We start from the raw sequence: 11,740 nt of genomic DNA on the forward strand, positions 1-11,740 counted from the left end.
GCGGCCGCGGCGATGAGGGAGCCCGCGCCCATCGCCGGTCCCGCTCACCGCCGTTGCAATGCCTGAAGGGCCAGCGCCGACCCGCCAAGGGGTCCGGCATCCGCGCCCAGCCCGGCGAAGCGGATGCGCGTCTGGAGATCGGACGGCGCGCATTTGTGGAGATAACCGTTGAGGCGCTGCGCGACTGCCGCGTGGATGGCCGGCAGCAACATCGGTCGTCCCAGCGCGACGCCGCCGCCTAGAAGGATACGCTCGGCAGATGTGACCAGAAGAAGCATCGTCAGAAATTCGGCGAGGTCGTGCGCGACATGCGCCCATATCGAATCGCTCGCGGGGAGCTGATCGACCGGCCCGCCTGCTCTGCTGATAAGGGCGGGGCCGCTTATCAGGCCTTCGAGACAATCGCCATGGAAAGGGCAGATGCCTTGGAACGTGTCGCCTGGCGATCGGCGGAGCCGGACATGGCCCGCTTCGGGATGCAATGCGCCATGGTGGACCTTTCCATCGACGATCAGCCCCAATCCCACGCCCGTTCCGATGGTCAGATAGGCATGGGTGCGGCAGCCCGACGACGCCCCCCACAGGCCTTCGGCCAGGGCTGCGCCGCCGACATCGGTGTCGAAGCCGATCGGCAAGTCGAAGCTGTCCCTGATGCGCGGCAGCAGGTTGAAGTTGGACCAGCCGGGCTTTGGCGTTGTCAATATATAGCCGAAATCCTCACGGTCCGCGTCGAGGCCGACAGGTCCGAAACTCGCGACGCCGATCGCCGCGAACGGCGTCTCGCGCATCCACCGTTGAAGCGTCTCGATCATGAAGGCCAGTACCGCCTCTGGACGGTCGCCCGTAGCGATGCGCTCTTGCTGCAGGATGCGCGTGCCCTGCGTCAACGAAGCGATGGATTTGGTGCCGCCCAGTTCAAGCGAAGCGACGATGGGATTCCCGATCATGCGACGATTCTACTGCTGTCGCCGTCGAGCGCCAGTTGCAGCACCGGCGCCGGCGATCCGGCGAAGGCGGATCTGGCCTCCGCCTGATTGCGGGGAGGGGTGGCGAGGCCGACCAGGTCCGCAAAGCTCCAGACGCTCAGATCGTCAAGGACAAGCCAGCTATAGGCCTGGAACGGCGCGTCGATGGGATTGCCGATAACAAGTCCCGTGCCGTTGAGTGGTCGCCAGGGCCCCAGCAGATTGTCGCTCACCACGCCGTAAAGCCCGTTCGGTCCCCTTGGGCCGCCAGCGGCAAAGACCTTCGCCTGCGTCGACCAGAAAAGGTAGAAGCGCCCGCCATGGCGAACGATATGCGGCCGCTCAAGCTCGTTGTTCAGTCCATCGGCATCGACCAGCGGGGGGAGAAACGTGCAGACCCCTCCCTCCCGCCGGGCGACCCCGATCAGCCCGTTCCAGTCGGACTTCGAGCCTGGCTTGGACGCGCTGAACAGGATGAACTCTTCGCCGGTCGTCGGATCAATGACCGGGAAGGGATCGCGGAATGCCTTGATGGTGCCCACGGCGCCGCCTCCGGTCATATCGGACTGATAGAGGCGGTCGTCCGGCACGAACAACTCCTCGAGCGCCGTCCAGTCATCAACGATGGCCCCGGCGTCGGACAGCCGAAGCGTGCCGCGGGTGACGAGCATCCGCTGGAGGAAAGTGGGCTCTGCCTCCCCGCGAACCCCCGCCGAAGTATAGTAGAGCGACAGCGTCTTGCCGTCGTCTTCCAGCACGGCGGTCCCCGCCCATTCCCTGCTTCCCGGATTAAAATCATCAGGCAGAAGAGGACCGAAGTCCAGCCAGCCCTCGGACCGCTTCTGCATCAGCCGGAGGCGGGCCACGGCGTGTCGGGCCTCCGGATCGGGCATCACTGGCGCCGTCAGGGCGACGACCAGCGGGCCGCCGGGGAAATCGACCGTCCGTCCCTGCCTGTCGATGATCGGCCAATGATCCCACAGGTCGGTTCCGGGCAGGACCGGAGCGGACTCCTTGATCACCGGCGCATGATGGTCATCGCCGATGGCGGCGACATGGGCCGCAGTCCAGTGGAAGGTGCGTCTGTCCACCCCAGTCGAAACTCCGTTTCCCGATGTCGCCGCCGATGTCATAGCTCAGAAGCCCACCCTTACAGCGGCGGAGATGGTGCGGCCGTTGATCGAGCGGGCACGCACGATGCCATTGGCGGGGATCGCTCCCTCTTCCGCTTCGGTGAAGCCCTTCACGTTGAAGAGATTGTTGGCGTTCAGCGACAGCTGTACCCTCTCGATGGGCCGGTATTGCAGGAAAGCATTGACGGTCGTGTAGCCCGGCAGCTTCAACTGGTCGCTGTCCTGCGCATAGCTGGACGTCGTCCCGATGACGTTTGCACCCACCGTAACCGGCCCGACATCGACCTGCGGCGTAGCCTGGAATACGAACTCGGCCTGTCGGCGCGGCACGTTCCCGACCACCGCGGGGGTCAGAGCGTCGCTCACGATCTTCGACTTCGTCCAGGTGCCCCCGGCGGTCAGGCTGAAGATGCCGGCGCGGTAACTGCCCTCCAGTTCCAGGCCATAGGCGCGGTACTTGCGATCGACGAAGCGCTGCGTGGTGGCCTCGAAATTCTGCTCTTCGGTGCGGGCCCAGAAGGCCGTGGCGTAAAGGGCGAGGCCTCCCGTGCGATATTTGACGCCGCCTTCAGCCTGCTTGACGATGTCGACGGCTGCGTTGTCATCGACCAGATGGCCGTCCACCGTGCTGACGGCGGGGCCGAACAAGAGCCTGTCGGCGTTGGCACGCCCACCCCGGCTGTAGCGCGCGAACAGCGCCAGATCGGGGGTCAGGCGATAATTGGCACCCAGCGAGTAGGACCAGTAGTTGAAATCATAGTTCACGGGGGCCGGACTGGTGAGCGGGATGACCGACACGCGTGTCTCGGCGTTCGATATCAGGCCGTCTCCATTGATGTCGCGGGATATGGTGCCGACCCGGCCTCCGCCCAGGTCTGCCCCCGCGATCGAACCGCTGGCGTCGCCGAAATCGTAGCGGATGCTGCCGTCCAGCGTAAGCTTGTCGGATGTCCAGCTGAGCGAGGCGAACGGCGCATTCGTGTTATAATCGACATTGTAGCTGCGCCGGCAGCAGCCGCCGAAGTAGCTGGCGCCATAGCCATAGACGCCGTCCTGCGTCACCAACTGGCCGCCTGCCGATCGCACATTGACGAGCGCTGCCTTGCCCCCGCCGACCACGTCGGACAGCAACGACGTCCAGAGCCATTCCGTGTCTACCGTCTGGCGCGACTTGTAGAAGCCGACGGTCAGGCCCAGCTTCCCGCTGCCCATATCGAAATCGCGGGTCAGGCGGATGTCGTTGGTGACGTTGTTCAGGCTGTTGAGCTTGGTGTCGAACACGACGATCTGAGCGAGCAGGCCGTTGCCGTTGAGAGCCGACGGATTCGCGATCGCCTGGCCGGCTTCGGGGCCGTTGGCATAGCTGAGCGTCGCCCCGACGCCGCCCATGGCGGCAGCAATGGACGTCGCGGAATCAACATTGGCGGGGAAGTTCGAGATGAAGCGTCCCGACACGTCCGAATAGCGGAACCGCTCGGTCACCTGCCAGCCGTCGGCGATCTCGACCTGGCTCTCCAGCCCGAAGGACTTGACGACTGGGTGCTGCCCGTCGCGAATGTCATCGACGACCGGGTTGTTGTTGCCGTCCAGCGTCACGTTGCGCGTGATGTAACGCGAATGCAGCGTGTCCTGGTTGATGCTGAAGCCGGAGATGTTGCTATATTTGGGGTCGCTGTTGCTGCCCGTCACGCGGACCGGACTGGGCAGGTAGCCGATGGCCCGGTCGTTCAGATATTTGCCGTAGAAGCGGATGTAGCCGCCCGCGAAATCCTTGGTGATGTTGACCTTGACCTGTCCGCCCTTGTTGCCGTCATATCCGGCCGCGCGCGGGCCGGTCCCCTGCCGGTAGAAGCCGCCGATGTGGAAGCGCAGGTCGTCCGCCAGCTTGCCGCCATAATCCACGTCGAGCCGGTAATCGCTATAGTCGATGCCGGCCGAGGCCTGGATCGCGCCGCCTTCGGTTTCACCGGTCTTGGAAATAAGGTTGATGACGCCGCCGGGCGAATTGGATGCGAAGGTGGATGCGGAGCCGCCGCGAATGGCTTCGACCCGCTGGACGTTGAAGTCGGCGCGCAGGAAGATGTCGGCGTTGCCGAAGGTGATGTCGCCATATTCCAGAACCGGCAGGCCGTCTTCCTGCAACTGCAGGAATTTCGCGCCACCGGACGCGACGGGCAGGCCGCGGACCGCGATGTTGGCGTTGCCTTCGCCACCCGAGGATTCCGACCGGATGCCGGGAATGTTGCGGAATATCTCCGCGACCGAGCGCGGCGCGGATTGCTGGATGGCCTCGGCGCTCAGCGAGCTGACGGATACCGAGCTGTCCAGCTTGTTTTGTCCGCGCGCGACGGCAGTCACGATGATTTCGGATGCGTCGGTTCCAGCAGGCTGGGCGTCCGCCGCGTCGCTTTGGGCCAGGGCCGAAGCCGGCATCACCAACGCGGTCGTTGCCAGCAGGATTCCAAAGGCTTTCATGTCATCACTCCCCAAAAGGTCGGTTGCGCCGACTCGATGCATGATTGGAATAGGCCGTGCGCAAACGTTTGCCAAGAATTATTTGGCAAACGTTTGCGCAATCGGCTATGACAATGATCGAGAGACCGGAAATCGCAGCGAATCCGGCAAGTTTTGGGAGAGGGAAGGCCCGTGTTGTTTCGACCCAAGCCACGTCTGAGCGCCATTCGGATCGCCGAAATGAATCTGGGCTTTTTCGGCCTGCAATTCTCGTTCGGCCTGCAACAGGCGAACATGAGTCCCATCTACAGCTTCCTCGGCGCCGACGAAGCGTCGATGCCGTTGCTCTGGCTGGCCGGACCCATCACCGGCCTCCTCGTGCAGCCGCTGGTCGGCGTGCTCAGCGACCGCACGAACAGCCGCTTCGGCAGGCGCGCGCCCTATTTCCTGATCGGGGCCGCGCTTTGCAGCATCTGCCTTTTCGCCATGCCCTACAGCCCTGTCCTGTGGGTCGCTGCTTCGCTTCTCTGGATATTGGACGCGGCCAACAACGTCGCCATGGAACCCTATCGCGCCTATGTGAGCGACCGGCTCGATCCGGCCCAGCAGGGCGCGGGCTTCCTGATGCAATCGGCCTTTACCGGCCTTGCGCAAACGCTGGCCTATCTCGCGCCGACGCTGCTGGTCCAGGCGGGCGTCAGTGCGGACCTGATCGACGGCAACGGCATTCCGGAGATTACGCGGATCGCCTTTCTCATCGGCGCGGTCCTGTCGATCACGACGATCTTCTATTCGGTCCTGCGCGTTCCGGAACTGCCCCTCGACCCGCAAGACCGCGCGCACATCGCCGGTGAAGCGTTCACGGCCGGCTCCGCATTGCGCGACTTTGCGGCGGCACTTCGGGACATGCCGCGTCCTATGCGGCAACTGGCTGTCGCCATGCTTTTCCAGTGGTTCGCCATGTTCGCCTATTGGCAATATATCGCCTTCGCCCTTGGCCGATCCCTGTTCGCCACGGCGGACGCGGGCAGCGCCGCCTTTCGACAGGCGGTTCTGACAACGGGCCAGGCCGGCGCGCTCTACAATTTCGTCGCGTTCATCGCCGCCTTCGCGATGATGCCGCTCGTCCGGCGCGTGGGCGCCAGGTCCGTCCACGCCGGGGCGATGCTGCTCTCGGGCCTCGCCATGCTGTCGCTCTGTCTGGTCACGACCAGGCTGGGCCTCATTCCCGCGATGATCGGCATTGGCATCGGCTGGGCCAGCCTGATGGGCAATCCCTATGTCATGCTGGCCAGCGCAATTCCCCCCGCCAGGACCGGCGTCTATATGGGCATCTTCAATATGTTCATCGTCGTCCCGATGATGATCGAAACGCTGGTTATGCCGCTCATCTATCGGCCCCTGCTGGGCGGGGATCCCCGCAATGTCCTGCTCCTGTCGGGCGCCATGATGCTGGTCGCGGCCGCGGCGACCCTGCGCGTGAAGGAAGGCGGGACGGGCACAGCCAGCGCGCGCTGACCTATGCCGACCCGCGCAGGATCAGTTCGGGCTTCATCGCCACGGACGTGACGGTCTCCCCCGCCATGCGGCGCATGAGGAGGTCGACCAGCAACCGCGCGCCATTGCGCATATCCTGCCGAACGGTGGTCAGCGGCGGGACGGTGTGCGCCGAAATGCTGATGTCGTCATAGCCCACGATCGAGACATCCTGCGGCACACGCAGCCCCTGGTCGGCAACTGCCCGCATGGCGCTCATGGCGATCACGTCGGACGCGGCGAAGATGCCGTCGGGCGACGCATGACCTGCCAGGTAACGCGCCATGTCCTCATAGGCGTCCTGGTCCGTCAGGTGCAGCGGCAACAGGATCTCCTCGACCTCCGCGGCCTGATCGATCGCGCGGTGGAAACCGGCATAGCGATCGGCGAATTCGGGAACCGCCGGGTCGCCCAGAAACGCCAGCCTGCGGCGGCCAATGGCGATAAGGTGCCTCGCGGCGATTTCGCCGCCCGTCAGATTGTCGGTGCCGACGGTGATCTGAACCAGGTCCGGGCGATTTGCGCCCCACACGACCAGCGGCGCAAACTGCTTCGCCACGCCTTCTATGACATCGGTCTGGTCCGATTGTCCGATAAGGATGATGCCATCGACGCGGCCGGACAGGACCATATTCTCCAGCCAGCTTGCATCGCCCGGCACCACCCGTGACAGCAGCAGGTCATAGCCTTGCTCCGCCAGTGCATCGGCCAACGGACCAAGCAGGCCCATGAAGAAGGGGTCGGACAGGCTTTGCTGCACTTCATGACCCAGCGGGAAGACCACGCCGACCGCGCCGGTGCGGCGCTTGCGGAAGAAACTCGCGGTCTGGTTCAGGCGAAAGCCATGTTCTTCCGCAAGGGCCCTGATGCGCGCCTTCGTCTTTGCCGAAACGCGGGGATTGTCGTCCAGCGCCCGCGACACCGTCGAGACGTGGACCCCCGCTATCTTTGCCAATTCCACAAGGCCTATGGTCTTCATTGGACGGGCAAATCCTCCGGCGCGCATGAACCGGCCGGTCCTGGGCGGCCTTCTGGATGCCGTATCATGTTTTGGCGGAGGAACCTACCGACGCCGTTGCCGACCTCTCATCCCTTCAAAAGCGTGCGATCGCCTTCAACACATGATCCGCCTCTGCGATCAGCTGGGGGATCTGCGTCGGCATGTCCTCCGCCGACAGGCTGTGGGTGTGGAGCGCCTCAGTCGGGATGCTGCCGCCCAGCATCGCCTGTTTTACCCGGTCGAAATCGGCGGACAGCGCATTGCGGCTGGCGATCAGGGTCGTCTCGCGCTTGTGGAATTCGGGATCGGGGAAAACAAGATCGCCCGGCGCCACGCCGACCAGCACCAGCGCGCCGCCATGGGCGACATGGTTCAGGCTCTGGGCCATCGCCTGCAGCGATCCCGTGGCATCGAACACCATGTCGAACATTTCCCCGTCCGTGCGGGCAGCAAGCTCGCCCGCGAGGTCTGGCCCAGCCTCCACGACATCGGTGAAGCCCAGCCGGTCGCGAGCATAGGCCAGTCGGGAGGAGCGGGTATCGGTCAGCGTGACGGACGCACCGTTCAGCCGCGCGAACAGCCCCGCCGCGACGCCGATCGGACCTGCGCCCACCACAAGCGTCCGGTCATCCGCGCCGACCCGCGACCGCGCCACTGCATGGGCGCCGATCGCCAGGAACTCCAGCATTGCCGCCTGGTCAATGCTGAGGCCAGTGGCGTCGATCACCGCGCGTTCGGGCACAGCGATCAATTCGGTCATGCCGCCGTCCGCATGGACTCCCAGCACGCTGATGTTCATGCAGGCGTTGGGCTTGCCCCGCCGACAGGCGACGCAATGGCCGCAGGCAAGATAGGGATTGATCGCCACCGTCTGGCCGGCACGGAAGGCGGAATTCGGTCCGGCCTCCACGACTTCCCCGCCCAGTTCATGCCCCATCACGCGCGGATAGGCGAGGAAGGGGTGGCGTCCGGCGAAGATATGATAGTCGGTGCCGCACAGGCCCACGCGCCGAATGCGAACTAGCACTTGGCCCTCCTGCGCTATGGGTTCGGGCCGCTCTTCCATCGCGATACTGTAGGGTTCGCGACAGACGATCGCTTTCATGACGCACTCCTTGCCCCGGCAATCCCTTGCCGTCCAAGGGCCTAGACGATCATTCTCATATATGCAAGTTAGGCATCGCATATGCGAATGGACGCTCATCATCATCTCTGGCGCTATAATCCTGCCGCATTCGGCTGGATCGATCCGGCGTCAACGATCGCCCGCGACTTCGCGACGGACGATCTGGCCTTGAACCTTGAAGCAGCCGGATTCGACGGCGCCATCGCGGTGCAGGCGCGGCAGTGCGCGGAGGAAGCCGACTTCCTGCTCGACGCGGCCAGGCGGTTCGGCCGCATTGTTGGCGTAGTGGGCTGGATCGACCTCCGCGCGCCAGACATCGAAGCGCTGCTCGATGCGCGGGCGGACCCGCTGATCGTCGGCTACCGCCACGTGGTGCAGGATGAGGCCGATCCCGATTTCCTGCTGGGCGATGCCTTCATCCAGGGTGTCAGGGCCGTGGTCCAGCGGAGCCTGACCTATGATCTGCTCGTCAATCACGCGCAGCTCGCGACCGTGCCCGCCTTCCTCGAGCGGGTTGGCCCGGGCCGCTTCGTGCTGGACCATGCGGCCAAGCCCGACATCGCCCATGGCAGCTGGCAACCCTGGGCCGACGATCTGACGGCTGTCGCTCGCCTGCCGAACGTCTGGTGCAAGGTGTCGGGGCTGGTGACGGAAGCCGATCATCGACACTGGCGGGCCGAAGATATGGAGCGCTATCTCGATCATATCTTCGCCGCGTTCGGACCCGATCGGCTGATCTGGGGATCGGACTGGCCGGTCTGCCTGCTTGCCGCCCCCTATGGTGCCGTCCACGACCTGATCGCCGATTATGTCGCGCGCCACTGCCCCGACGCCGAAGCCGCCATTTTCGGGGGCAATGCTGCGCGCGCCTATGCGCTGAAAGCGCGGCAGCCATGATCCTGCAATTCGGCACCAGCCGTTTCCTCCAGGCCCATGTCGATCTCTTCGCGTGGGAGGCGGCGCAGGTCGGGCAGGATGTGCCGGACATCGCCATCGTCCAGGTGAGCGGCGACGCCAGCCGGGCAGGCCGGCTTCAGGCGTTCAACGATCCCGCCGGCTTTCCCGTGATTGTGCGCGGACTGGAGCAGGGCGTGCCCGTGGAGCGGCAGGTGCAGGTCCGCAGCGTGAAGCGCGGCCTGTCAGCAAGCCGCGACTGGGCGGCGCTCTGCGACCTTTTCGTCGACCGGGCGGCCTATATCGTGTCGAACAGCGGCGACGCTGGCTACGACATAGCCGATGCCGATCGCACGCCGACAGACGGCGGTCCGCCATGCAGCTTCTGCGGCATCCTCCTGAACCTGCTTCATCGTCGCTGGATGGCAGGGGGGCCGGGCGTCACGCTGCTGCCGTGCGAGCTGGTCTCGGCAAATGGCGCGACCTTGCGACGGGCGTTGCATGGTCTTGCGATGGAGCAGGGCCTGGAAACGGACTTCATAGTCTGGCTGGATACGGAATGCCTGTGGGTCAACACGCTGGTCGACCGGATCGTCAGCGCGCCGCTGGAGCCTGCGGGCGCCGCCGCGGAACCCAATGCCCTATGGGCAGTCGAACGGCAGCCGACACTGGTCATGCCCTTCGCTCACCCGTCCGTCGCCATCGTGGACGACCTCCAGCGCTATGAGCGGTTGAAGCTGCACATCCTCAATCTCGGCCATAGCTGGCTGGCCGAAGAATGGGCGCAGGCGGGCGGCGACCCCGCCGTCACCGTGCTTTCGATGATGCAGGACGAAGCATCGGCCGCCCGACTCGCACGCCTTTATGCCGATGAGGTGGTGCCGGGCTTCGCGGTCATGGGCTGGGCGGACCAGGCGCGCGATTATGTCGCGATGACGCTGGACCGTTTCGCCAACCCCTATCTGGAACACCGGCTGTCCGACATCCACGCCCATCATCCCGCCAAGGTCGTGAAACGGATCGGGGCGTTTGTCGACTGGGTTGACGGTAGCGATTGTCATGTGCCGATGCCGCATTTGCGCGCGCTTGCGGCGCGCTATGGAGACAGAAGATAATGGTAAGGGCGTTGCGGATAACGGACGCGGACGATGTGGCGATCCTGATAGACGACGCAGCGCCCGGCGACGACGTGCTGGGCATTGCGGCGCGGGATGCCATCCCAAGCGGGCACAAATTGGCGTTGAGGTCCATCGCGGCGGGCGAGATCGTGCGCAAATATGGACAGGTCATCGGCGCGGCGACGCGCGACATCGCGCCGGGCCAGCATGTCCATTCCCACAATCTGGAGGTGGGCGACCATCAGGGCGGCGGGGGCGTGCCGGCACCGGCCGCGAGAGCCAGCGCCGCCGCTGACCTGAAGGATGCCACGTTTGAAGGCTACCTGCGCGCTAGCGGCTCGGTCGGCACCCGCAACGCGATCGGCATCATCGCCAGCGTCAATTGCTCGGCGACGGTCGTGCGCCGCATCGCCAGACAATATGAGGGGCAACTGCCCGCCGGCATCGATACGGTCGCGCCGTTCACGCACGGCAGCGGGTGCGGCATGCCCAAATCGGGCGACGGGTTCGAAACGCTGGAACGGACGCTGGCTGGCTATGCGCGGAACCCCAATTTCGGCGGCGTGCTGCTGATCGGGCTGGGCTGCGAAGTGGCGCAGATCGACGACATGATGGCGCGGCAGGGCCTGACCGCCGGCTCGCGCCTGCGCACGCTGACCATTCAGGGCGCGGGCGGCACGGCGCAGGCGATCGAGCGGGGCAGCGCCATCGTCGCTGAACTGATCGAGGAAGCGGCGACCGATCGGCGCACGACGCGGCCAGCGTCGGACCTGGTGCTGGGGTTGCAGTGCGGCGGTTCGGACGGCTGGTCCGGTATCACGGCGAATCCTGCACTCGGCGCGGCGACTGACCTGCTGGTCGCGGCGGGCGGCACCGCCTTCCTGTCGGAAACGCCGGAAATCTACGGCGCGGAACATCTCTTGATCGCCCGGGCGACCAACCCGGCAGTGGCGCTCGCCTTGGAGGCGCGGATCGCTTGGTGGGAGGATTATGCCGCGCGCAACAGCGCCAACCTCGACAACAACCCGTCGCCGGGCAACAAAGCGGGGGGCCTGACCACCATCTTCGAAAAGTCGCTGGGCGCGATCGCCAAGGCCGGGTCCGCGCCGCTGGCCGACGTCCTGCTCTATGGCGAGCAACGGCGGGTCAATGGCCTCAATTTCATGGATTCGCCCGGCTATGATCCCTGTTCGGCAACGGGCCAGATCGCGTCCGGTGCCAATCTTCTGGCCTTCACTACCGGGCGTGGATCAGTGTTCGGGGCGCAGCCTACGCCCTGCCTCAAACTGGCGTCCAACGCGGCGCTGGCGCGGTCCATGGCGGACGATATCGACATCGACTGCTCGCCCGTGCTGGACGGTCTGTCGGTGGCGGAGGCGGGGCGGATGATCTTCGACAGGCTGCTGGCGACCGCATCGGGCGCACCGACCAAGTCGGAGGCACTGGGCCTGGGCGATTTCGAGTTCGTTCCGTGGCAGCTTGGCGCCTGGATGTAGAAGACGAACAATTGGAGG

9 protein-coding genes are annotated in these 11,740 nt (G+C 65.1%); 4 read left to right on the forward strand and 5 right to left on the reverse strand.

Annotated features, from left to right (window positions below; all coding sequences use genetic code 11):
- Positions 1 to 44: 44 nt before the first annotated feature.
- The 3 genes from ACFQ24_RS13630 to ACFQ24_RS13640 are packed head-to-tail and all read right to left on the reverse strand — an operon-like array spanning position 45 to position 4,573.
- Positions 45 to 947 carry an ROK family protein gene (locus ACFQ24_RS13630; RefSeq protein WP_380912076.1) on the reverse strand — a complete coding sequence of 301 codons (903 nt, stop codon included), beginning with the start codon at positions 945 to 947 and terminating at the stop codon, positions 45 to 47.
- A complete protein-coding gene (locus tag ACFQ24_RS13635) occupies positions 944 to 2,056 on the reverse strand; it encodes a glycoside hydrolase family 68 protein (RefSeq protein WP_380912078.1) in 1,113 nt (370 codons plus the stop codon). The genes ACFQ24_RS13630 and ACFQ24_RS13635 overlap by 4 nt, the downstream gene beginning before the upstream one ends.
- 45 nt (positions 2,057 to 2,101) lie before the next feature.
- A complete protein-coding gene (locus ACFQ24_RS13640; RefSeq protein WP_380912080.1) occupies positions 2,102 to 4,573 on the reverse strand; it encodes a TonB-dependent receptor domain-containing protein in 2,472 nt (823 codons plus the stop codon).
- A gap of 219 nt (positions 4,574 to 4,792) precedes the next feature.
- On the opposite strand from ACFQ24_RS13640, the gene ACFQ24_RS13645 reads away from it, so the two are divergent.
- Positions 4,793 to 6,070: an MFS transporter gene (locus ACFQ24_RS13645; RefSeq protein WP_380912082.1), complete on the forward strand. Its 1,278-nt coding sequence runs from the start codon at positions 4,793 to 4,795 to the stop codon at positions 6,068 to 6,070.
- A gap of 1 nt (position 6,071) precedes the next feature.
- Here ACFQ24_RS13645 and ACFQ24_RS13650 read toward each other — a convergent pair whose 3' ends face one another.
- A complete protein-coding gene (locus tag ACFQ24_RS13650) occupies positions 6,072 to 7,067 on the reverse strand; it encodes a LacI family DNA-binding transcriptional regulator (protein WP_380912084.1) in 996 nt (331 codons plus the stop codon).
- A gap of 115 nt (positions 7,068 to 7,182) precedes the next feature.
- The gene (locus ACFQ24_RS13655; RefSeq protein WP_380912086.1) at positions 7,183 to 8,193 is read right to left on the reverse strand and encodes a zinc-binding alcohol dehydrogenase family protein; all 1,011 of its coding nucleotides are present in this window, start codon (positions 8,191 to 8,193) and stop codon (positions 7,183 to 7,185) included.
- An 81-nt stretch (positions 8,194 to 8,274) separates the two neighbouring features.
- Between ACFQ24_RS13655 and ACFQ24_RS13660 the strand changes: the two genes are divergently transcribed.
- From ACFQ24_RS13660 to ACFQ24_RS13670, 3 genes are read left to right on the forward strand one after another with little or no spacing between them, the layout of a single operon-like run.
- Positions 8,275 to 9,111 carry an amidohydrolase family protein gene (locus ACFQ24_RS13660; protein WP_380912088.1) on the forward strand — a complete coding sequence of 279 codons (837 nt, stop codon included), beginning with the start codon at positions 8,275 to 8,277 and terminating at the stop codon, positions 9,109 to 9,111.
- Positions 9,108 to 10,223: a mannitol dehydrogenase family protein gene (locus tag ACFQ24_RS13665; RefSeq protein ID WP_380912090.1), complete on the forward strand. Its 1,116-nt coding sequence runs from the start codon at positions 9,108 to 9,110 to the stop codon at positions 10,221 to 10,223. The genes ACFQ24_RS13660 and ACFQ24_RS13665 overlap by 4 nt, the downstream gene beginning before the upstream one ends.
- Complete coding sequence (locus ACFQ24_RS13670; protein WP_380912092.1) at positions 10,223 to 11,722, forward strand: UxaA family hydrolase; 1,500 nt, start codon at positions 10,223 to 10,225, stop codon at positions 11,720 to 11,722. The genes ACFQ24_RS13665 and ACFQ24_RS13670 overlap by 1 nt, the downstream gene beginning before the upstream one ends.
- The last annotated feature ends 18 nt before the right edge of the window (positions 11,723 to 11,740 follow it).

The sequence above is a fragment of the Sphingobium olei genome, assembly GCF_042678845.1.
Classification (GTDB): domain Bacteria; phylum Pseudomonadota; class Alphaproteobacteria; order Sphingomonadales; family Sphingomonadaceae; genus Sphingobium; species Sphingobium olei.